This is a genomic window from Streptomyces incanus (assembly GCF_042656345.1).
In the GTDB taxonomy this organism is placed as follows: domain Bacteria; phylum Actinomycetota; class Actinomycetes; order Streptomycetales; family Streptomycetaceae; genus Streptomyces; species Streptomyces incanus.
The window spans coordinates 1-22,337 of the sequence record NZ_JBHSPC010000091.1 but is presented as its reverse complement, the minus strand read 5'-3'; the positions used below and the strand labels follow the sequence as shown (position 1 = coordinate 22,337).

The window sequence follows — 22,337 nt, the reverse complement described above, 5'->3', positions numbered from 1 at the left end:
TCATACCACCGGGATAGCACTCGACCAGCCGATGTCAAACCGAAGCGAAGGATTCAGTAGAGCGAAGAATCTGATCCTCGATCGCCGAGAGCGAGGTCGTCTGCTTGCGCTTGGTGTACTTCTCGGTCTTGATGAGCAGCCGCAGGTCGGACAGGGCGCGCTCGTCGGGTTCCAGAATGACGCGCAACTCGTCTTTGCCGGCGCTGTGCATCCGGGTCTCTTCGGGGCCGAACGGGTACTCCGGGGTGATGAAGTGAACTGTCAGCTCGCGCTGCTGTCCATACACCTGGTCATCGAGCTTGTAGCCGAACGCGAAGTCCTGACCATTCTTGGCGTACCGCAGCTTGTTGGTGCGGATGACCTCGCCCGTGAGTATCTTGAACAGGCGACTGCTGACCTCGGAGGCGTCGATGTCGACGTTCTTGATCTCTTCCTCGATGCCCTTTTCTTCATTGGTCAGGTACACGTAGACGTTGCCGTTGCGCTGCACGTACGTCTGCGTCTCCAGCAGCGTCAGGGCCTCCTGTACCTGCTTGGACAGCGCGGGCAAGTCAAGCCCGAACCGGTCGTAGACCAGCACGGTCAGGTTGCGCGGAGTCGCGCGGAAGCCCTCGACGTACTTGACCAGGAACAGCGCCTTGAGCAGGCGCACAGCAAGCTCGTTGGGGAGGTTGCGCTCGGCGACGTCGATCGAGCGCTGCGCGGCGGACTTCAGCGAGGCGCGGATACCCGCGAACATGTGGTCGAAGGTTGCGAGTCTGCCGACCTCGACATCGCCGACGTCCTTGGCGACCTGCTGCACGACGCCGAGCATGGAGCGCTCACCGACCGAGCTGTTGCGGCCCTCGAACACGTTGTGGTCCGAGATGCCCTCTATCGCCGCCTGGAAGAGCGGGAACTGGTAGCTGACAAATGGGTACGTGCCGACGAAGTGCGCCTCGTCGGTGTAATTACGGTAAGTCTTCGCGCCGTCAACGAAGTCGAACAGCGTCTTGAAGTTCGCGTGCTGCTCAGCGTAGATCTTCGCCAGGGCGGTCTCGCCTGCCTCGTTCTTCTCCAGAAGACGCTTGCGGATGACCTCCTCAACATCGGCGCTAGTGAGTTTCACTCGCGTCCTGAATCGCGCCTGGATCTTGGAGAAGTCGTTGCCCTGCTGCTTGGTGCGGTCACCGACGACCTTGTCCATGTCCTCCTGGGAGGTGACGAACACCCACGCTCGCCCCTGGCACTTGGTGTTCAGCGACTCGGCGATCGTCTGGAGGTTCAGCATCAGGTGCGTGTTGGACCCGATGAACTGGCCGACCTCGTCCACGAAGAAGTTCAGCCGGAAGCCCTCGTCCTGCCTGTCGACCCATGCCTTGACCTCGTTGGCGAAGTCTTCGATCGACACCGCGTACTCGGTGCGGTACTTCGTCAGGATGTTGGTCGGCGTCCCCTCGGTCTGGCCGCTGACTTCGGCGTACGCCTTGGCCACATTGGCCTCTTCGAGCACGCCCTCCTCACGGCCATGCGTCCAGTCGCGTCCCGCGATCTGCGCGTACGCAGCCTTGAACGCCTCGTACTGGCCACGGTTGTCCAGGTCCCGCTCGAATCGCGCTACGTGGCCCTGGTTGCCGTAGTAGCCACAGCTCTCATCGAAGACCTTGACGAACACCTTCAACAGCGCGTCGCCCTGATCTTTCGTGATGAGCGTCGCCTTCTGGTCGATGTTGAACAGCAGGCTCTTGGCGGGGATACGGTCGGCCTTGGTCAACAAGGCCGGGAGGAAGGCGCCCTGCGCCTTCGACCGGAAGCTCTCGGACACGCGCTCGCGCGGAAACGCCTGCCCTTCCACGTCGCCGAGCAGGTGGGCGAGCATCTTGAGCAAGTGGGACTTACCGGAGCCGAAGAAGCCCGAGATCCACACACCGTTCGCGTTGGTGTAGTTCGTGTACGCCTCAAGCAGGAGTTCGAGGCCCTTGGCTGCCTCGTTGGTCAGGACGTACTCGTCGACCTCAGTGCCCAGGTGCGCGGTGTCGTCAGCCTTGATGACGCCCTCGATCGGACGCTGGACGTCCTTGGCGAAGATCGCGTTCAGCTGCATCGGGTCACGCCTCCTGGTCCAGGATGTTCTTGGCTCGGTAGTACTGGTCGTCCTTGAGTCGCCCGAACAGTACGAGCGACGACCCCAACGTGTCGGACTGCTCGTAGCGGCCGGGGAAGAACAAGAGCATCGGCTTGCCCGTCACGACGCTTTGCAAGTTGTTCAGCACGTTGTGCGAGCGGATGTACGGGAAGACTTCGCCGATACCGGTGAGGAAGAAGATGTCGAAGTTGCCCTCGGCGAGCTTGGCGCGGATCGCAGGCGAGATGTGGTCCTGCGGGTCGAGCATCCCTTGAAGCAACTCGCGGAAGTCGGCTTTGTCCTGCTCCGGTTCGAGGGCGAGCAGGCGATCCCAGACTCCGCGCTCTTTGAGCATCTCCACCGAGAGGTCGTAGAGATTGATCTCACGGACCTCGATTCCCTTGTTGGCCAGTCGGTTCTTGATGCGCTTCCTGGCCCCCGCGACCATGAGGGCGTCTTCGGGGTCGTAGGGGTAGATGAAGAACGGCACCTCGTTGCTCAGGCCCTCCATCTGGAGGAACCGCTTGCCGCTGAGTACCTGAAACAGATGCTCTTCCTGCTTGGACAGCTCGGTCGGCGTCACCGCTCAGCCCTCCTTGTAGCGTGATCATTGGTCGGGAAGAACCGCAGATCGCTCGGCGTGCGCGTGCACAAGGTGCTAGCGACCCGCTGCGATAGCACGGCTTGGAGCAGGTGTCCGCGGTCGGAGAGCAGGCCGGCCTCGTTAAGCATCCGAAACACGTTCGAGCGCAGCCTGCGCAGCGTCGAGTCCTTGACCTCAGCCAGCTCGGTATGCCACAGAGCCTTGCCGCGCACGAAGCTGTCGTAGTCCTCGTACGTGAGCGTCGATGTCAGCAGGAGGAACCGCTCGCGCACCACCTCCTCGGCGAACTCGCCGATCAGGTCATAGCGACGGCAGGCAGCCGCCCACAACAGGTGTCCGCGCTCGGGGGCCGTCGCGTCGATGAGCAGTTCGATCTCGTCGTCGGTGAGCACGGCGAGCCGCTGGGTGACCTCGCGGGCGAAGCGTCGCCCCGACGCGACCGTGCGAGCCTGCAGCAGGTTGTCCTGCTCGATCACCGCGCGCACCTTCGACCAGTCGTGCTCGCGCAGGTACAGCGGCGCGGCGATGAGAGCCTCGCGCATGAGAAGGGCACCGCTGGTGAACGAGAGCGCATAGCGCGACGCAGGGGCGGTCCCTTCCGCCACGAGGCACCTCCTTTCGGGAATCAGGCAAGTCGATCAGGATAGGGCGACCCACCGACACCTCCCTCGTGTCAGTGGGCGAACCCTCAGGTCAGCCCGATCCTGCGTGGTCGCTCGATGACGCGGCACCGCCGCTGCGCACCCACTCATCGATTTCACTGGTCTGGAATTTCCAGAGGCGTCCGAGCTTGTGGGCTGGCATGCCCTTCTCCGCGATCCACCCATAGACCGTGTCTTTCGTGATGCCGAGGTGGGCGGCGATGTCGTCGGCGGACAGCCACGGTTCAGCCACGGTGGAACCTCCGGTCGACAGTCAGCGTGAGCACATCGGGCCTGCCTACCCTACCGGTGCCTGCGGCGGTCTATACCCGGTTTAGCCGGGTGTAGCCGGACTATGCCACGCTGCTCGGCGCCTTTCCTGGTCCAGTACCGGGCGAGGTGGGGTATGGAAGCTTCACTCCCGGTTGGCGACGATGTCGACCCAGAGCCCACCTGAAGGAAGCGGCGAAAGGGCCCGGGCCGCCGATGAAGTGTCTGTGCAGCTCGATGCTGGTCACGAAGACCGTGTGCAAGCCGGACCTATCCGCCGCTGCTGGCGCGGGCTACACGGCGTTCTGTGGTCAGGCGCCCTGTCGTGCGAGGTCCGTCCGCGACGAATGACCTGCGTTTGGCTGAAACCTCCGCTGCCCGCTGGCGTTGTTCCGGCCCCCGACGTTGCGAGCAACGACTTTCAGGAACGGATCAGAACCCGTCTCCTTTGGCGCAAGGAAGGGCGCCGAGAAGTCCGCTGGTGCTGATTGGCACGACTCGTACGCCGACCGAAGAAGCGCCTCCAGTCGCGCTGCCTGAACACGCATGTCGGGGTCGTGCATCTCGTTCCATGGCGTGTCTGCCTTCCGGCTATGGGCCGGGCCGCCCACCTGGTGGGGTGGGCGGCCCGGTGTGGAGGTGGGGTCAGGAGGTGGCAGGCTTGGCGGGAGTGCGCTTGCGGGCGGGGCGCGGCGTCGGCTCGATGTCGGTGGCCTTGGCGGCGGCGGGCTTGGCGGCGGTGCACTTGCGGGCCGGGCGCGGCTTGGGCTTGTCGGCGGCCGCGGAGTCGACCTTGGGGCGGCGGATCCGCTTGGCGGCGAGCTCGTCGGCCGAGGCCTGCGGTGCGGGCGCGGGCTCATCGGCGGCGGCCTGCGGCTCGGGCTCGGGCTGGTCGGCGTTGCCAACGTCGGCTGCGGCTGCGGCCTGGATGGTCGCCTCGGTGTCGGGCTCCCAGGGGCGTTGTCGGCGATTGCCTCGGCAAGTACTTCGTATTGTCTTATTGACGATAAATGGGGTGCCGTGCCAAGCTGACTCAACATCAAACTGTCGCTGAGACAACCCTTTCGGCCTCTCGTCGCGGCTGCTCCACGCAGGCTGCTTGCGCCTGGGATCGCTGCCCGCACGCCACCGCTCGGCCCGCCTGCGCGCGCCGCCGCACCTTATGGAGACTCCATGGCCCAAGCCCGTACCCCGCAGTTTGCCTTGGACGCGCGGGGCACTGACCGGGCCGCCGGCGTGCTGCTCGGCGCGGCCGTGGGCGACGCGTTGGGCGTGCCCTACGAGTTCCAGACGCGGCTGCGCGAGGACCAGCAGCCGCGGATGATCGGCGGCGGCCTGGGACCGTACGAGCCCGGCGAGTACTCCGACGACACCCAGATGCAGGTGTGTATCGCCCAGGTCGCGGCCACCGGGGCGGACCTGCGCACCCCGGAGGCCCTTGACGCGATCGCCGCCAACTTCCAGGGCTGGCTGAGCGGCGGCGCCAGTGACGTCGGCTCGCAGACCCGCACCGTCCTGGGCACCGCCGGCCGGGCCGGCGGTGCGCCGGGCGCGGCGCTGCTGGATGCCGCCCGCAGCTTCACCGCCGGCACCGATCGCGCCGCCGGGAATGGCTCGCTGATGCGCACCGGGATCGTCGCCCTGACCCACCTGGGCGACGTCGCGGCGATGGCCGAGGCCGCCATCGCCGTCAGTGCGCTCACCCACCCGGATCCGGACTGCGCCGACGCCTGCGTGCTGTGGTGCTCCGGCATCCGCACCGCGGTACTTGAGGGCACGTTCGACGGCGTGCGCGCCGGTTTGGACCTGATACCCGCGGAGCGCCGGGCGATGTGGGCCGAGCGGCTCGATGAGGCGGAGGACAAGGCGCCGCACCACTTCGGCAACAACGGCTGGGTCGTTCACGCGCTCCAGGCCGCCTGGTCGGCGATCACCCGCACCGCCGTGCCCGAGTTGAGCCCTGCCGAGGGCAGCTTCCCCGCCCAGCACCTACGCCTCGCCTTGGAGGCGGCGGTGCGGGCCGGGACGGATACCGACACCGTCGCGGCGATCGCGGGCGCCCTGCTCGGCGCGCGGTGGGGCTGCTCCGGCATCCCGCTGGCCTGGCAGCAGGCCGTCCACGGCTGGCCCGGCCTCAGCGGGGCCGACCTGGTCCGCCTCGCGGTGCTCACCGCCCGAGGCGGGATCGATGACGCCCAGGGCTGGCCCTCGGCGCCGCGCATGGCCGTCGGCAACCACCGCAGCTTCGCCATACCCCACCCGCACGACCCCGGGGTGATTCTGGGCAACCTGGCCCTGACCCAGGCTGGTGAGCCGGTCCCCGTCGACGCCGTGGTCTCGCTCTGCCGGGTCGGTACGGACCCGATCCTGCCCGGTGCTGACGTCGAGCACGTCCGGGTCTGGCTGGTGGACAGCCAGGGAGAAAACGCCAACCTCCACTACGTTCTGGACCAGGCCGCCCGCCAGGTGCAGCTGCTGCGTCAGGAGGACAAGCGGGTCCTGCTCCACTGTTTTGCCGGGCAGAGCCGCACCCCGGCCGTCGCCGCGATCTACAGCCACCTGGCGACCGGCGCCGACCCCAATACCGCGCTGAAGGACCTGCGCCGGGCGCTGACCGGCGGCTGGCATCTCGAGGCGCACCCCGAGATGTATGACGCGGTGTATGAACTGGAGCAGCTGCTGGAGGAGCCGGGGCCGGGCGACGATGCCGAGCAGAAGCAGCGCAGGCAGTTCCTGAAGGAGAAGGAGGCGGCGTCCCGGGCGCGCGGGATGCTGCTCGGCCTGGCGCTGGGCGACACGTTGGGCGCTGCCCGGGGCAAGCTGCTGGCCGACGGCCCGCTGCAGGCCCGGGTCAGCACCCAGTTGGCCTGCTTCACCGCCGAGGGAACGATCCGCGCGTTCGTGCGCGGCGACCACAAGGGCATCTGCCATCCCCCATCGGTGGTGTGGCACGCCTACTGCCGGTGGGCCGCCCTGCAGGGGATCGAGGCGCGGCGCTGGGCATGGGAAAACAACACGCCGGACGGCTGGCTCGCCCAGGTGCCCGTGCTGGCCGAACGGCGTGGTTCCGCACCGGCAACCGTGGCCGCCCTGTCCAAGATCGAGCAGGGCACCATGGACAGGCCGACGACGACCAGCCGCGGCTGCCATGCACTCACCCGCACCCTCCCACTCGCCGTAGCCGTCGCCGGGAGAGACCCGAGGTACTGGGTCCGACAGGCCCGCGAGATCGCCGCGCTCACCCACGGCGACAGAGCCGCGCAGTCCGCAGCAGCCCACGCGACCGCGCTCCTGAGCCACTGTCTTACCGGCGAACGGGTCCAGGACACCCTGCAGGCGGGGCTGTCCGCCCTGCCCTCCCTCGACGAGGACCTCACTGACACCGAGCACAGCCAACTCACGGCAGCACTCCGTCAGGGCCAGGACCATCCCGCGGACGCCCGACGGCTCGCACGGCTCGCTCCGGACGCCACCGCGCCGTCGGCACTCCTCGGCGGCCTGTATGTCGCCGCTTCCTTCCCCGACCGCGCCGACCTCGGTGCCGCACTGCGCTTCGCCGCCGAGGCGCCCGACGGCGACTCGGTCGCCTGCGTGACCGGTGCGCTGCTCGGAGCGGTGCACGGCGCCGAGGCGCTGCCCATCGACCTGGTGAGCCGCCACGAACTGGCCTGGGTCCTCGACACCCTGGCTCGCGACCTCGTCGCCCAGCTCACCGACCGGCCGGGCGGCACCGAGTACACCAGCGGCTGGGACCGGCACTGGTGGAACCGCTACCCCGGCTGGTGACCCGCCGGCTCCTGTCTCGCGGACGTCGACCGCGTCACCGACTCCCCACTCGTCGATCTCGGTGACCGGCGTGGCGAAAGTGTGCGCGCCGGTGATGTCCGCCTCCAGGGCGGTGAGGCCCGGGACGGGGTGGTCGGTGAGAAAGCGCACGTTGCGGTCGACGGCGAGTACGTCCGCGACGTTGGCTCGACTCAGCAGGAGGCGGGCCATGGTGCCGGTGCCGGCGCCGATGTCCAGGCAGTGCCAGTGCGGATGTCCATGTGTCGGCATCTCGGCAGGGGTGACAGACTCCTCCTCTCGGAAGCAAGGGGAGGGGCCATGGGGTTCGGCTTTCGCGTTGGTGTGCCGGGACTGAGCGTGCGGGTCTCGACCCGGGGGGTGCGGACTTCCGTAGGGCCCCGGGCGGCACGCATCAGCATGGGCAGCGGAGGCACCCGGATTTCGTCCGGGCTGGGCCCGTTCTACGCCTCCAGCTCGCTGAGCGGAGGGCGCCGCCGCACCAGCACGAGTCGCGCCACGCGTTCCCGGGCCGTCGCCCCCTCAGCGGCACAGCTGGACCGTGCTCGCCGGCAAGCCGAGCGGGCTCAGCAGGAGGCGGAGCGCGATGCCGCGATCGCCCAGTTGCAGGAGCTGCGACGGCAGACGACCAGCGTTCACCTGCAGTCCTTCCCTCCGTTCCAGCCACCGGTGGTTCCGGAACCGCCTCAGCTCGGCATGCCCTGGGCCCTGGCGGAAGCCCAGGCTCACCACCTCGTGGGGCTGGGTGTATTCGCCCGCGCCGACCGGTCGGCAGCGAAGAGAAGGGCGGAGGAAGACGCGCCGAACTACCTGGCCGCCGAACAGGCTCGCCTGCACGCTGTCCATGGCCAATTGACCGGTGAGGCCAATCAGTGGTGGCAGTCCCTCATCGCGAACGACGAGGAGACCGTCTGTGAGGTGGTCAACTACGCCTTCGCCGACAACCCCGCCGCGGGGTGCGCAGTAGGAGTCGACGGCTCTGTCCTGTCCGTCGTCATGCGACACCAGGACATCGACTCGCTGCCCGACCAGACGCCCGGAGTCACTTCCAGCGGTCGCCCCACCCTCAAAACGCTCAGCAAGCGGGACCGCACCCTGTGGTGGCTCACCTCCATGGGGTCGAACATCATCGCCACGCTCAAGGAAGGCTTTGCCACCGCGCCGGGGATCACCGCCATTGATCTGGCCGTGCTCACGCGCCTGCCGGACACCCAACGACTCGGCTTCGTGGCCTACGGCCGCTGGACGCGTCAGGTCGTTGAAGCCGGCCCGTGGCGGGAGACGGGAGACGCGCTGAGGTTCCTCGATATCGGCCAGGACGTCGCCTGCTCGGTGACCACAACGGCTTCCGGCAACCTGTCCAGCACCATCAAGCCCCTGGACACCAGCCGGCTGCCTGGACTGCAGAGTCTTCTCGACCACGCCCAGGACGACGCCGGGTCCGGCGATATGACCCTGGCCGACCTGGACGGAGGCCTTCGCACCCACGTTCCTGCCGCACACCACGCTCAGCAAGATCCCTACCGGATCCGCCCCTTCGCCGAGTGGAAGAGCCAGTCCGCTCCAGCGCAACCGCCCGCCCCCACGGCGCCGGGTCCCAGCCCTGCGACTGCGCTCGTCCCAGGACAGACCCTGACGCTGCCAGAAGAAGCCTGGCAAGGGCTGCTCATCGCCTTCACCTTCGCCGGCGCCGACGCGGATCTCACCCTCTTCCTGACCGACAGTGAGAGCCGGGTGACCGGCGACGAGGACTTCGTCTTCTACAACCAGCCCTCCGCCGCCCAGGGCGCGGCTCGCCTCCTCGGCAAGCAGGTCGAGGGCCAGCACACCGTCGAACGCGCAGCCGTCCACCTCGCAGCCCTGCCCGCTCACATCCAGCGCCTCACGATCGCGATCAACATGGATGTCGATACCGGCCTCACCTGCGGCTCCCTCACCCATGCCTCGCTCTACTTCGACTGCGCCAGCGGTGCTGCCTGGACATTCCAGCCGCCCTCCGACCCCGACATCCGCGCCATGGTCATCGCGGAGCTGTACCGGCACACCACCAACGGCCAGCCCACATGGAAGCTACGCGCGGTCGGCCAAGGTTGGGCCGACGGCCTCGACGGACTCGCCCGAGCCCACGGCGTGCACGTGGAATGACTACCCCCGGCCCCAAGGGGGACGGTGCTCCGTGCCGGCCAGGGGGGTCGTCACGATTACCCAGGGGGGTACCGCATCATGCCGGGCAGCAGAAAGCCCGCCACCGAAACGACGGAGGCAGGGCCTGGGCGTTGTCGGTCTCGCTCGGGCTGCTGCCGAGGCGTCGCTCCAGGGCTTCCAGGCCGACGTCCTTCCATCTGCTATCCGTACTCGTGCGAGCCGTGAGACACAGGCAGAGTGTCTGCATGGCAGTGGTACGACGGGCTACCTTAGGGGCGTAGGTGCATCCCATCAATAAATTGCATGTGCATACACTCGGGAAGTGATCTTGCGACTCGCGGGAACCTCAACATCAATTGGCTCTGTTGTGCCTGGTCAAGGGAACTCGTGAACGACCCACATCGATCGACTGTAGGCAATCGAGGGTCTCGACCGTTCAGGTCGAGGCCCTCGATTGCTTTTGCGTCACCGAGGGTGATGCGTGATGTCTTGGAGGGGGTGTGTTCAGCGAGTTGCACCACTCGCTGAACACACCCCCTTCACGAGCTGAAGCGGCTACACCTCCCCATGGGGGTGAAAGTACTGTCAAACCCTTCCTTGTGCTCGCGTTCGCCGACCTCAGGTCATGTTCGTGGGGTTCGTGCGGGACTCCGTGCTCCTCGGGGTTTTCCGGGCTGCGCACGGGGCTGGTTGACTTCTTCCGCGCGGGCTGTCGACGCCGGGCTTTTGGCCGGGTGGTTCGCGCACCGACACACCGCTGGGGCTCACTGGAGGAAGTGCACGTGGAGCAGTTCGCTGCGGGCAGGGTACTGCGCGGCAGGTACCGGCTGGACCGGATTCTGGGCAGAGGGGCGATGGGGCACGTCTGGGAGGGGACGGACGTGTATCTGGAGCGCCCCGTGGCGGTCAAGACCGTGGCCGCCGACCTGCTGGCCCTGCCGGACTGGCGCCGCACCGCCCTGGCGCGCTTCGAGAGGGAGGCGAAGACCGCCGCCCGTCTGGACCACGCCAACGTCACCACCGTGTACGACGCGGCCGTGACGGAGGACGTCTGCTGCCTGGTGATGCAGCTCGTCGACGGGACGACCCTCGACAACGTGATCGACGGCGCCGACGACGGACGTCTGCCGGTGCCCACCGCGGTCTCCGTGGCCGCGCAACTGTGCTCCGGGCTCTCCGCCGCGCACGCGGCCGGCCTCGTCCACCGCGATCTCAAGCCGCAGAACGTCATGGTGCGCACCAGCGGTCTGGTGAAGATCCTCGACTTCGGTCTCGTGAAGGTCCTCTCGGACGCCGACCCGCAGCTGACCATGACCGGAGAGACGCTCGGCAACGTCGCCTACGCCTCGCCCGAACTCCTCGCCGGGGACAGGGCGCTGGACGGCCGCAGCGACCTGTACGCGGTGGGGTGCCTGCTGCACCACATGCTCACCGGCCGACCCCCTTTCGACGGCCCCGGTCCCGCCGAGCTGGTGACCCGGCACCTCACCGCGCCCCCGCCCCGCTTCACCGACCACGGTGTCGACGCCCCGGCGGCGCTCCAGGACCTGACGCACGCACTGCTCGCCAAGAGCCCCGAGGACCGTCCCGGCGGTGCGGCGGACGTGTACGCGTCGCTCGTCCCGTACCTGCCGGCCCCCGACCCGGCGTTCGCGAACCGCAGGATGCCGCCGGAGGACCCCCGGCGGCCGTTCCTCGTGCCGCAGGGGCCGGTCATGCCCCGTTAGCCGGGGCCGCCACCGCGGGCCGGGTCACGCCGCGGCCGGCGGCCGCACCTCGATCAGCTCCTTCAGGAACGGGCTCGCCTCCCCGTGCCAGAAGACGTCCAGGCTGTCCCGGGCGCGTGTGGCGGCCACGAACAGCAGGGACCTGGCGCGCTGCATCTCCGTGCGGTGGCGCGCCGGGTCCGCGGTGCGCCGCTGCTGGACGCCGGCGCGCGGCACCAGCCCGTCGGTCACCCCGGCCAGGATCATCCGCCGGTACTCCAGCCCCTTGAACCGGAACATCGTGCCGATGTGGACGCCGCTGTCGCCGAGGGGCCCGTCCGGGCCGATCTCCAGCGCCATGATGCCGTGCTCCCTCAGCGTGTACGCGACCTCCCGCGCCATGTCGTTGGTCGGCACGGCGATAGCGATCTGCTCGTGCGGCACCTCCCCCCACGACTCGATCAGCGCGGCGATCGCCTCCCGCTCGTCCGCCCAGTCGGCCAGCCGGTGCAGGTCCGGTACGCCGCCGCTGAGCACGGACCGGTACCCGGCCAGCGTCTCGGCGCTGCCGTCGAGGTCGTCGTACTTCTCGTCGCCGAGCACGTTCAGCGCCGAGCGCAGGATCTGCCGGGTAGTGCGGTAGCTCAGCGACAGCTTCGAGGACCGGCCGCGGATGTTGATGCCGAGACTGCCGAGGGTCACCTGGTTCTTGTAGATGCGCTGGTGGGTGTCACCGACCAGGAAGAGGTCGTTGCGGTCCGGGGCGGTCATCGCGCGCAGCATCTTCCAGTGCGCGGGCCGCAGGTCCTGGGCCTCGTCGACGACGATGTGCCGATACCGGTAGCGCAGCCAGCCCCCCGAACCGTCGGCCACGTGGACGTTGTCGAGGCCGCCCGCCTCCTCCCGGCGGCGGTCGATGTCCTGGATGCGCCGGGCGCGTGCCACCTCCAACTGGGCCGCCCGCTCCGCGATCTGGTCCCACGTCTGGACCCCGAGCCGGTCCAGGCGCTGGGTGAACCGCTCGGCGAGCTGCCAGATCTCGGCGCGCTCGGCACGGGTGACGGTGCGCCCGCGTCCGGCGCGGCGGGCACGGAAGTAGTCCGTGCGGGAGGTCACCGCCTGGCCGAGGATCACCTGCGTCCACTCGTCGTGCAGGAACTCCGCGTCCCAGCCGTCCTCGCCGAGCTCGTCGAGGAGCGAGCGCCATTCGCGGACGGCCTGCGCCTCGTCGACGATCCGCTTGCGGTTGCCCGGTTCCGCCTCCCGGACGGTGCGCAGCGCGAGCTGGTCGACGTGGCTGATCTCGACGCGTGACAGCAGCGCCTCGCCGCCCAGGGCGAGCAGCCGTGAACGCAGGTCCGCCGCGAGGTTCTTGTTGTACGTGGTCAGCAGGACCGGCTTGGTCCGGCCGGCCGGGAGCCGCTCCACCAGGTGCTTGACCCGGTGCAGTGCCACGATCGTCTTGCCGGTGCCGGGCCCGCCGCCCACGCGTGCCGGACCGCTGTAGTCCCGCGTGACCAGCTTGGCCTGGGTGGGGTGCAGGAACACCTTCCAGCGCCCGAAGTCCTCGCCCTCCAGCGCCTCGCGCAGCGCGTCGTCGGTCGTGGTGACGATGGTCGCGGGACGCTCGACGGCGGCCCGGAAGTCCTCGGGGTCCACGGGGTCGGGCACCGCCACGGGTGCGGTGACCTGCTCCAGGACGTCGTCGTACGCCTTGCCGTCGTACAGCGCCAGCAGCACCTCGCCGGTGAGCTGCGGCGCGTACTCGACGAGGCCGAGGAGCTGGTCCTCGGTGGTCAGCGCGGCGACCACCGGGACGAGGGACGCGGCCACACCCAGGTCGGTGAGCTCCTGCTCCGACCACTTCCCGAACAGCGGCGCCGCGGCGGTCGGCTCGACGGCCGGGGCGGCGGTTTCCACCGGCTCGACGCGAGGTGCGTGCTCGGGCGCCGGCGGGGCCGCGGGCGCGAGCACCTCCTCCTGCACGACCTGGAGGTCCACGTACTCGATGCCGCCGGTGACGCGGTTGACCGAGTACGTGAGCCGGTCCAGATGCGCGTACATGTCCACCCCACCCTCTACTCATGCAGCTAGGGTCCCACCCCGGCACAGGAGCCACCCCATGAACCCTGCATCCGTCCTGCCCGCCATGCCCGGCGCGACGCCCGTCTCCGGCCTGGACTCGGCGTGGCGCTGGTCGCCGAACCCGATGTTCACCTTCACCGCCGCGCTCTCCACCGACGGACGGCACAACCTGCAGGTCAACGTGCGGGGCCCCTACGACGAGGGACTCGTCACGGCGCTGCTCGCCCACGCGAGGGCGCACGACGGCGAGTTCGTCGGACGGGGGCGGCCCCTGGTGGGGATCGGGGGCTTCAGGCATCCCGGGTCCGCGTTCGACACCGTGGGCGTGGCGACGGCCGCGGTGCACGGCTACCACGCCACGGAGAACCCCGAACTCTCAGCCGTCACTTATGCCGTCTTCCCCGCCTACGCCAGTGAGATCTCCGGCCGGGAGAACGAGGAGGAGGCCTGGGGGCGGTTCCGCAAGATGCTCCAGCCGAACAAGCTGGACCGCGCCCCCGTGCCGTTCGTCAAGATGCGCTACGACAACACCCGCACCGGCAGCGCGAGCAAGGGCGACGCCCGGGGTTTCGCCCCCCTGGCCACCCTCGAACGGGAACTGGGGCTGCTCGAGGACGCCTCCGGCAGTTTCGTCGAGTGGGAGAACCGGCACGGCGACCTCTGGCGCGCGGACAGCACAGGCGACGGCATCCTGCTGACGCACGACGGCACGCGGGAACCGGCGGACACCGAGCGACTCCAGGACGTGGCCCGCAGCAGCGTGCGGTGAGCTCCTTCAGCCTGCCCTCCTGATCGGGTGGCGGCCGTAGAGGCGCGATGTACGAGGCTCCCGGCGGGAGTGCGGTCGAGTGCGGCGGGTGCCTGGGCAAGAGCGCCGGTGCGGTGACCGTTCGGCGGGGCGTCCACCACCGTCCACACCGTCTTGCCGAGGCTGCCGCGGTGGTCGGTGAGGGCGGGCGGGTGTGGTGCGCGGGTGTCCGAGACCTCCACACGCAGCCGCCCGTCGTCCGCCTCGGCGGCCGGCCGGACGTGTAAGTCCCGGCCGGGGATCCGCCCGTGCTGTACCGCGTTGGCGCACAGCACGGCGGTGATCAGACTCAGTGTCTCGTTGACGTGGCTGTCGTAGGGGTGGCCCCAGGAGTCCAGGCAGTGCGCGACGAACAGCCGCGCCAGTCGGGCGCCCCGTGGGGTCGACGTGAACGACATCGCGAACTCACTGGTCCCCGTGGGGCCGGGGAGAGGGGAGAGCGTGGTGTGCATGCGGCCAGCGTTGCGGCCGGGCTGGGCGTGTCACCAGGAGCGACGCCTGTACGGCCGTGCGTTGTACACGGGTGTCGGGCTACGGCGGGGGAGTGGCGTGCGAGCGCTGCCGCACGACGGGGTCAGCCCCGGTGGCACCGCCCCCGAAGCTCGGCGAGGACCGCCTTCTCACGGGAGTTGACGTCACCGTCCACGGTGGCCACGCGCTCCGCCGCGTCGAGGATGTCATCGAGATCGCCCGGCTCGGCGTCCACGCGCCTCCACACCTCGGCCGGGTCGATGTCGACGACGTGCGCGAACTGCTCGTCGACCACCCCGTGCCGCTCCCGGACCAGCCTCACCAGGTGCCGCATCAGCAGCGCCTCGTCATCCGCGATCTTGGCCTTCGCGTTCGCCCTGATGACGAGCCACGCGACCCACAGCATCAACTGCGGGTGCCGGCTGCTCCGGCTCATCCCCTCGGCGAGCTCGATCACCCGCGCCTCGTTCCGGAAGACGGCCCGCGCGTGCCGGCCGGCGAGCAGGGTCGTGTAGCGGTTCAGCAGGACGGCGAGGGGGACGCCGACCAGGGGGATGCCGATCTTGATGACGTTGCGCTGCAGGAGGTGCTTCCCGACGACGGGGAGCGCCTTCCCGGCGGTGAGCACCGTGTTCGAGTAGAAGCGCTTGACCAGCGGTCGCACCAAGGCGGGGATCGCTTTGGACACGGTCTTGTTGGCCGCTTCCCCGCTCTTGACGGTGAGGGCCACGCGGATGAGCTTCCACAGGTCCTCGGGGTCGTGCACGTCGATCGGGACCCGGTAGAGGACGGAGATGTCGTAGGCCAGGCGAAGCTGGAGCTGGGTGACGAACGCGACGTCCACCATCACGGTCGCCACGGCCGCGGGGACGGTCACCGGTGACGCACCCCCGAGGCTCCCGATGGTGGCGGCGACGGTCGCCGTGTACGCCCCGGCGGAGAGCCCGCCTTCGAGAGCTGCGTACCGGGCCGCCATCTTGATCCGCTGATCCACGATGGCGTCCGCGGGCACACCCGCGTACCGGTCCTGGAAGTACTGCCAGTCGACCTTCTCGGTGTACGCGTTCATGGCGTGAGCGGCGAGCTTGGTGAACCAGTTGCCCGACTTGATGTCGTCCGCGCTCAGGCCCTTGACGAAGTCCTTGATCTCGGCCTGCTCCTGCTCGACGACCTTCCGGTCGGCGGCGTCGCCGGTTTCGTCCGTGTCGGTGTCGGCAGCGTGCGTCGGCGCGTCCGTCATGGCGCGTTTCCCCCAGACTGTTCCGCGGTCGCCGAACTGCGGGGCCCGGGCCCCGGCTGCCGTTTCTCCGCGCGTTGTTTCGGCGAGCGGTACAACGGCCGCTCGACGTCCTCCCCTTGAGGCGCAACTTTAACGTCTCGTCACGCGACCGGAGCCGGGTTGGGAGACGGGGGCGCGGGTACAGGTGGGCGTCGCAAACGCGAGGGCAGGCACGCGTGCGTGCTCGGTACCGCCGTCGCCGAAGCGCTCGATGTTGCGGGAACTGCCGGGGGCATCGCGGACTTCGTCAGTCGACCACGGCGCCGCTGCCATCGGGTATGGCGCGTGGGCGCCGGGCCCGCATCGCCTGATCGGACATCGAACCGCAGGGAGGCCATGACGCTCCGGACGGTCGATTCCACGGTCGTCCGAGCTCACCAGCCCGGCTCCGCCGGTACACCCACGAGGTCGAACACGTCCGACCCTGTACGGCGGGACGGCCTTGAGGACCATGGTCCTCGTCCGCCTCATCGAGGTCCGGCCCCGCCCACCGGAGCGGTGACCGGCCTCATGGTCCGCACGGCGCGCCGGCTCACGTCGCACTGAGGCCCGTGCACGGACGCTCGCGGTCGGCCAGGACGCAAGGCGTCGGGCCCGCCCGATCGCGGCGGACCCGACGCCTTGACCGTCGCAGCCGTTACAGCCGACGCGGCCCCCACCAGCCCGCCGGCACCGCGGACATCACTTCACCACGACGTGGTCCCCGGACGACTTCGACGATCCGGTGGTGGTGTTGCCGTAGTACACCCACCGCCACGTACCCGTCTTGGATGCCTTCACGGTCGTCCTGAGGTTGCCCGAGCCGTTCGCGTACACCTTCTTCACCGTGGTGTAGGAGGTGGTGCCGGCAGGCTTGAACTGCAGGGTCACCCGGCGGCCTCCGTAGGAGGCGTACTTCCTGGTCTCCCAGTTGGCCCGGGTGACCTTTCCGGTCACGGTGATGGTCTTGCCCTTGGACACCGGTTCGGGCGAGGCGTTGACGGTCAGGCGGGAGTCGCGCTTGACGTGGACCGTCAGACCCTTGGCGTCGACGTCACCACCGCCGCCTTTGAAGTACACCTCGGCCCCGACCTTCCAGGCCCCGGCCTCGCTGTTGTGCATGTCCCACACGCTCGGGTCGAAGTACATCGTCTCGTTGAAGTCGCAGACGCCCGAGCTCACCTTGATGCAGTCGCTCGTCTCGATGGCGTGCCACAGCCGGTCACCCGAACCCTTGCGGTACAGGAACACCGCCGGCCACTTCCACTTGTGAGTGGTCGCCATCCGGAAGGAGGCGGGCGCCGCGACCTCCCCCGAAACCCCGATCACGATCGGCTTGCCGCCGTTCACCTGGACACGGGTGAACGAGACCCCACCCTCGGCCGCCCCGGCCGGCACCGCGGCCACGGCCGTGAACGCCGCCGCCGCACCACCGGCCACGACGACTCTCCAGACCTGCTTCCCCACCTGGTCCCCAATCTGTACGGAAAGGCACCGGAGGCTCATCCCTCCAGCGCCTTACAGACAGCCGGCATCCACACGGGGTTGTACACCCGCGGATCACGATGGGGCATCAGACGAACCCCGCCTTCCGCGAGGCGGAGAGGTCGGTGCGGCGGGGCGGCGGGCGAAGCACCGACCCCCTGGGCAGGATCTTCGAATGGAGCAGCGTGGGTGGATCACCGTGTTGTGATACGTCACCATGAACTGCCCGATTTCGAACGGGAGTTCATCGGACCGTCACTGAGGGGCGACGGGTGTACAGGGGTTGGTGCGGATGGCATCGCGGCGTGCCCTGGGCCCGGCTCCAGCATGCCTACGGCATGGCCGACGACGTCCCCGGACACTTCCGGGCGATGCAGGCGGGCACGGGGGAGCGCCAGCACGCGCCGGGTGCGTAGCTCGCGAACCACTTCGTGCACCAGGGCACACGATCGCAGGCCGCTGTGCACACCGTCCCCCCTTGTCCGGATGGCACTCGACCCGAGATCGGCCGACAGGCGTGGATGCGCTCGCCGTGAAGGCGGTGCCGGTCCCGGACGATGCTACTTTCCGCGACATGACCGATCACGCGCTACGGCTGCTGCGGCAGGACCGCCGCCTGGCCGAACTGGCCGCCCACCCCGTCGACTTCGACCTGGACCGCGCCGCCCACGGCCATGTCGAGGAGGTCCGCCTCGCCTCGGGCGGGCCGCTGGAGACGGTGGCCGGGGACGACACCGGCGGCACGTACTTCGTGTGCGCGGACGGCTCGGTGCTCTACGCCGACTCGGAGGGCGCCGCGGGGATCATCGGCTCCAGCGTCGACGAGACCCTGGAGCTCGTGATCGGCCTGCCCGGCTGGCGCGACTGCACACGTCTGTCGCCGGACGACGGCGAGGAGGAGATCCTGGCGTGCGTCGCGCGGACCGAGGACGAGATCCGTGAGCACCACCACGGAATCGACGAGGAGCGGGCCGAACTCCGTGCGGCGCTGGGCTTCCCGGAACGCTCCCCGGTCGAGCTGGTGGGCAGACTGCGTGCCGCCCTGCTGCGCACCGAGCCGGACTTCGTCCTGCTCGACGCGGACGAGGGGTGCGCCTACGACCGGTTGGGCCCGGACGGTCCCCCGCTGTGGGAGACCGTGCTCGCGGCGGGCCGCGCCGATCTCGCCCGCCTGCGGGAGGGCGACCGCACGGCGTGGCGTGAAGTCGCCGAGGACCCGGTCCGGCGCCGGATCACCCTGCGGGCCGCGCAGTTCGACCGCGCCGAGGGCGATCCGGAGCTGCTGCGGCATCTGCTGCGGCACGAGACACGGTCGTCGATGACGGACGAACTGCGGCTCGCGGCCGTGCTGGTGGGGCTGCGCGGGGACACCGGAGATCTGCCGCTGCTGCTCGAGGTCCGGGAGACGGACTTCGACACGGCGTGCGGCCTGGGCGGGATGCCGGAACCGGGTGCGAGCGCGGACGAGTTGCGACAGTGGGCGCGGGAGCTCGACGAGTCGATGTTCGGGACGGACCCGTCGGACGAGCCGGTCTCCACATGGACCGACCTGGCGCGGGACCAGGGGATGACGGACCTCGCGCGGGTGACGCTGATCCGCGAACTCGACACCCTTTTCATGGACCAGAGCAGACTCCGCCGCCCCGATGCGCCCCGCACCCTGGCCACGGCTCCGCTGAGCGGGCTCGCCCGGGACTTCGAGCAACTCGGCGACCTTCCCCAGGCGCTGCGCGCCCAGCGCCTGTACGCCGCCCTTCAGGAGACGGCATGGGACCGGGCGTCGGCCCGGCACACCCTGGCCCGCCTGGAGCGGGAGGCGGGCCGGCTGCCGCAGGCGGCGGACAGCCTGGCCGCCGTGCGCGTCGCCCTGGCCACCCCGGGCGACGACTCACTGCGTTATTGGCAGCAGGTCAACCTCGGCCGTTTCATCGCCGAGGAGCACTACCGGCTCACCCTCGCCCTGGCCGACGCGGGCCGCCCCGAGGAGGCCCGTGCCCTCCTCACCGCCGCCGACGCCGTACTCGGCGAGCTCTCGGAGAACGCCGCCAAGGGCGTCCGCGAGCTCGCCGAGCGGACCGCTGCCCGCGTGCGGGAGGCCGACTGAGGAGGGGCACGGCGGGCGGCCGGTCCGCCAGGAAGCAGTGGCTGCCGAAGCAGTCTCCTCACCACACGCACCGAGGGCCGCACCCCCAGCGCGGGGTGCGGCCCCCGGCCGCTTGCTCGTACCCCGTGTGATCGCAGTCGGCGCCCTGCGATGCCGGTCCTGCTGCCCGAGGGCTGTTCGGTGAATGATCTCCGAGCGGCTTCGGTTGTGGCAGCCGGGGAAAGCTCGTGGCCGTTGTCGCTCGGCTCTCAGGGCTCCACGCCACAGCGTCGCGCGATTCCTTTGAGGCGTTCGAGTTCCCGTCGTGCTGCTGTCGGCTGGGCGAGGTCGAGGGCCATGCCGGCGCGGGCCGTGATGTAGAGGATGTCTTGGCGGGTGGCGGTGTCCAGGCCGGGGGCGGTCCGGAGGCGGCGGCCCGTGACGCTCAGGTAGATCGCGATGCTGTCGAGTTCTTCACGCAGGTGCACCGGCAGCACCTCCCGCAGTTCGTCCTTGGCGTAGTCGCGCGCCTGCCGGTCCGCCGCACAGGGACCAGGCAGCACGGGAGCCCAGGGAAGGCCGGCTTCTCGCGCGGCGTCGTACATCTCCGCCACCAAGGCGCGTGCGGACTCCGGATCGTCCGCGGCAGCCGCCTCGCGGGCCGATCGCAAGGTGGAACGCAGTCGTGCACGGGCCTGGGGGTCTTCGCCGGTCCGGGCGTCCAGATAGCCGGACCACACGTCGAACGCCTTGCTCAGCTCAGCGTCCAGCATGATCTCGTACACGTCCGGCACTCCGCCGCCCCCCGTCGAGCCGGTCCCGGCATGGACGGCAGCGGTCAGGATAGGACAGGCACGGGGCGGGACGCCTGCGCATTACCCGGAGGCGGCGTGCAGGCCTCCGCGTCAGCTGGGATGTATACGGCCGAGGAGCCAAGTGCCCGGTGGCGACTGAGCCGTGTGGGCTCGTCCCACGCGTGACCAACAGGTGCGGGGCAGCCCTTGGCGGCCATTTCATGGGGCGAGTCTGCGGTAGCGGATGAGGGTGCGGGCGGCGATGTGGGTCGTACCCGCTCAGCCGGCCGAAGTGTTCTGTGTCGCCTCGCGTGCTTCGGTGAGGGCTCGCTGCCTGAGGTTGCCGCCGAACAGCTGAATCGTGGTGGCGGCCAGGATGTCATCCCTGCCGATGGTCCGCCCGTCCCCCCTGCGGGTGGACAGGGCCCGGAGGGGATCCTTGAGGAACGGGGGTGGGGCCGGTTCGCCCGACATCGCCAGGGTGACCGTGCCGAAACGTTTGACCCCGCCCTCGCGGACGACCATGGCCGCGTCCCGGGCGAGGTCCGTCAGGAACACGCTCGCGATTCCGTCCAGGTCGCGGACCATCGCCGGGACGGCCGTCACCCCCTGACTCCGCAGCAGCTTCCTGACCCCGGCCTCGAACCTGTGGGCGCCGACCACAGCACTCGGTCTGCGCGACCCGCTGCGCTTACGAGAAGGCACGATGACCCCCTCGGCGTCGTACAGGACACCGGTCAGGCCTCGAAACGTCGGGCTGTGGTCGTACCACTCGCTCCCCACCTCGAGCTCGACGTTCCGGTCGATCGCCGAGAGAAGGTCCCCGGGAATCAGCTTCCTCCGGGCCTCCTCCGCCGCCGCTCTCCTCGCGCCGTCGATGATCCCCGTCAGCACTGTCCGTGTCACCGACGCGGCGGCCCACGCGGCCGACCGGGAGACGTGCATCTGGGTCACGTCCCTGAACACCGCTTTGACGAGAGAAGGCTTGAACGGCGAGACATCCATGACCGAGGCGGTCTCAGGACCGCTGCGCTCAGGGCGTGCGGGCTGCGCGGGCATCGGAAGAAACGCTCCCTGCTGTCGGAGTCATCAGAGGCCCACACTTCACCACGCAGACCCGCTCTCTTCCCCCATCCTCCGTCGAAACGGCACCCGGTCAAGGGCCCGACGGGCACATCCCGACGGCCGGGCCGATGATCAGCCGCCTCCCGCACGCCCTCGTACCGTGGCACCTGCATCCCCCGTCCGGCTGCACCCGTTCTCCCTCCGTACGAACGGGAACGACGACTCGGTGGAGAGCGGTACGCCTTCCCCGATGTACAGACGGGGGCCGTACGGGGAGAGGGCGAGGGCTCGTCCCCGGTACGGGGGGAAGCGGGCCCAAGTGGCGCGAAAGCCACGGTGCGTGTCTTTACAGTGAGCTGTGAGTGACGGCCAGGTGTGGTGCCTGCGGCGGGACGTGGGGCGCGCGCCACTGTGCGGGTGGGTGAGGTGAGGTCACCGGTGGCTACGGCTCACGGTGAGGGCGAGACGGGCATCCTGCGGTGTTTCGGGCAGCAGTTGCGGCTGCTGCGGACGAGCCGGGGGCTGACGCGGGCGGAGCTGGGTGCGAAGCTCAGTTACGGCGAGGACATGGTCGCGTCGGTGGAGCTGGGGCGGCGCATCCCGAAGTCGGAGTTCATCGAGCGGGCGGACGCGGTCCTGGAGGCCGGCGGTCTGCTGACGGTGATGAAGGAGGAGGTGGCGCGGGCGCGGTATCCGGCGTTCTTCCGGGATGCGGCGAAGCTGGAGGCGGAGGCGGTTGAGCTGCATGTGTACGCCAGCAAGGCTGTACCCGGTCTGTTGCAGACGGAGGAGTACGCGCGGGCGGTCTGTGAGATGTGGCTGCCGCTGATGGACGCGGAGATCGTCAACCAGCGGGTGGGCTCCCGTCTCGCACGCCAGATGATCTACGACCGGCAGCCCCTTCCCACCATCAGCTTCGTCATCGAGGAGCACGTGCTGCGGAGGCCTCTTGGTGCAATGCCGTTCAGTTAGCGGGTGTTGAGTCGTCCGCTGGTGCTCTGTCGGCGGGTCGTG

16 protein-coding genes and 2 pseudogenes are annotated in these 22,337 nt (G+C 69.4%); 6 read left to right on the top strand and 12 right to left on the bottom strand.

The annotated features are described in order from the left end of the window. Positions 1-34: 34 nt before the first annotated feature. The 5 genes from brxC to ACFP2V_RS27060 all read right to left on the bottom strand — a co-directional run bounded on the left by brxC (position 35) and on the right by ACFP2V_RS27060 (position 4,678). On the bottom strand, positions 35-2,083 hold the full coding sequence (gene brxC, locus ACFP2V_RS27080; RefSeq protein ID WP_381217768.1) for a BREX system P-loop protein BrxC: 2,049 nt from the start codon (positions 2,081-2,083) through the stop codon (positions 35-37). A 4-nt stretch (positions 2,084-2,087) separates the two neighbouring features. Next, the gene (locus tag ACFP2V_RS27075) at positions 2,088-2,687 is read right to left on the bottom strand and encodes a DUF1788 domain-containing protein (protein ID WP_381217766.1); all 600 of its coding nucleotides are present in this window, start codon (positions 2,685-2,687) and stop codon (positions 2,088-2,090) included. Further along, positions 2,684-3,313 carry a DUF1819 family protein gene (locus ACFP2V_RS27070; protein ID WP_381217764.1) on the bottom strand — a complete coding sequence of 210 codons (630 nt, stop codon included), beginning with the start codon at positions 3,311-3,313 and terminating at the stop codon, positions 2,684-2,686. The genes ACFP2V_RS27075 and ACFP2V_RS27070 overlap by 4 nt, the downstream gene beginning before the upstream one ends. 88 nt (positions 3,314-3,401) lie before the next feature. Further along, positions 3,402-3,602, bottom strand: coding sequence for a helix-turn-helix domain-containing protein (locus tag ACFP2V_RS27065; protein ID WP_381217762.1), 201 nt, complete (start codon positions 3,600-3,602; stop codon positions 3,402-3,404). Between the two features lie 662 nt (positions 3,603-4,264). Then, positions 4,265-4,678: a hypothetical protein gene (locus ACFP2V_RS27060; protein ID WP_381217760.1), complete on the bottom strand. Its 414-nt coding sequence runs from the start codon at positions 4,676-4,678 to the stop codon at positions 4,265-4,267. 114 nt (positions 4,679-4,792) lie between these two features. Here ACFP2V_RS27060 and ACFP2V_RS27055 point away from each other — a divergent pair, with 114 nt between their 5' ends. Then, positions 4,793-7,405 carry an ADP-ribosylglycohydrolase family protein gene (locus ACFP2V_RS27055; protein WP_381217758.1) on the top strand — a complete coding sequence of 871 codons (2,613 nt, stop codon included), beginning with the start codon at positions 4,793-4,795 and terminating at the stop codon, positions 7,403-7,405. Positions 7,406-7,495: 90 nt separating this feature from the next. Here the strand turns inward: ACFP2V_RS27055 and ACFP2V_RS27050 are convergent. Together ACFP2V_RS27050 and ACFP2V_RS27045 are read right to left on the bottom strand one after the other, a co-directional pair. Continuing rightward, a pseudogene (locus tag ACFP2V_RS27050) lies at positions 7,496-7,660 on the bottom strand (class I SAM-dependent methyltransferase); the annotation flags it as partial. 285 nt (positions 7,661-7,945) lie between these two features. Then, positions 7,946-8,269 (bottom strand): hypothetical protein, encoded by a 324-nt coding sequence (locus ACFP2V_RS27045; protein WP_381217756.1) that lies wholly within the window; start codon positions 8,267-8,269, stop codon positions 7,946-7,948. Positions 8,270-8,275: 6 nt separating this feature from the next. Here ACFP2V_RS27045 and ACFP2V_RS27040 point away from each other — a divergent pair, with 6 nt between their 5' ends. Both ACFP2V_RS27040 and ACFP2V_RS27035 read left to right on the top strand, forming a co-directional pair. Continuing rightward, a complete protein-coding gene (locus ACFP2V_RS27040; protein WP_381217754.1) occupies positions 8,276-9,568 on the top strand; it encodes a TerD family protein in 1,293 nt (430 codons plus the stop codon). 782 nt (positions 9,569-10,350) lie between these two features. Further along, the gene (locus tag ACFP2V_RS27035; RefSeq protein WP_381217752.1) at positions 10,351-11,295 is read left to right on the top strand and encodes a serine/threonine-protein kinase; all 945 of its coding nucleotides are present in this window, start codon (positions 10,351-10,353) and stop codon (positions 11,293-11,295) included. 24 nt (positions 11,296-11,319) lie between these two features. On the opposite strand, the gene ACFP2V_RS27030 is transcribed toward ACFP2V_RS27035, so the two are convergent. Further along, the gene (locus tag ACFP2V_RS27030; RefSeq protein WP_381217750.1) at positions 11,320-13,338 is read right to left on the bottom strand and encodes a UvrD-helicase domain-containing protein; all 2,019 of its coding nucleotides are present in this window, start codon (positions 13,336-13,338) and stop codon (positions 11,320-11,322) included. A 58-nt stretch (positions 13,339-13,396) separates the two neighbouring features. Between ACFP2V_RS27030 and ACFP2V_RS27025 the strand changes: the two genes are divergently transcribed. Further along, complete coding sequence (locus tag ACFP2V_RS27025) at positions 13,397-14,128, top strand: hypothetical protein (RefSeq protein WP_381217748.1); 732 nt, start codon at positions 13,397-13,399, stop codon at positions 14,126-14,128. 613 nt (positions 14,129-14,741) lie between these two features. Here ACFP2V_RS27025 and ACFP2V_RS27020 read toward each other — a convergent pair. Both ACFP2V_RS27020 and ACFP2V_RS27015 read right to left on the bottom strand, forming a co-directional pair. Next, entirely contained in the window at positions 14,742-15,878 is a 1,137-nt protein-coding gene (locus ACFP2V_RS27020) for a hypothetical protein (RefSeq protein WP_381217746.1), read from the bottom strand. Between the two features lie 720 nt (positions 15,879-16,598). Next, positions 16,599-17,363 carry a hypothetical protein gene (locus ACFP2V_RS27015; RefSeq protein ID WP_381217744.1) on the bottom strand — a complete coding sequence of 255 codons (765 nt, stop codon included), beginning with the start codon at positions 17,361-17,363 and terminating at the stop codon, positions 16,599-16,601. A gap of 592 nt (positions 17,364-17,955) precedes the next feature. Here ACFP2V_RS27015 and ACFP2V_RS27010 point away from each other — a divergent pair. Beyond that, positions 17,956-19,485, top strand: coding sequence for a hypothetical protein (locus ACFP2V_RS27010; protein WP_381217742.1), 1,530 nt, complete (start codon positions 17,956-17,958; stop codon positions 19,483-19,485). A 248-nt stretch (positions 19,486-19,733) separates the two neighbouring features. Here ACFP2V_RS27010 and ACFP2V_RS27005 read toward each other — a convergent pair whose 3' ends face one another. Beyond that, on the bottom strand, positions 19,734-20,249 hold the full coding sequence (locus tag ACFP2V_RS27005; RefSeq protein WP_381217740.1) for a hypothetical protein: 516 nt from the start codon (positions 20,247-20,249) through the stop codon (positions 19,734-19,736). A 288-nt stretch (positions 20,250-20,537) separates the two neighbouring features. After that, the gene (locus ACFP2V_RS27000) at positions 20,538-21,317 is read right to left on the bottom strand and encodes a hypothetical protein (RefSeq protein WP_381217738.1); all 780 of its coding nucleotides are present in this window, start codon (positions 21,315-21,317) and stop codon (positions 20,538-20,540) included. Positions 21,318-21,761: 444 nt separating this feature from the next. Between ACFP2V_RS27000 and ACFP2V_RS26995 the strand changes: the two are divergent. After that, positions 21,762-22,277, top strand: a pseudogene (locus ACFP2V_RS26995) (helix-turn-helix domain-containing protein); the annotation flags it as partial. Positions 22,278-22,337 lie beyond the last annotated feature (60 nt).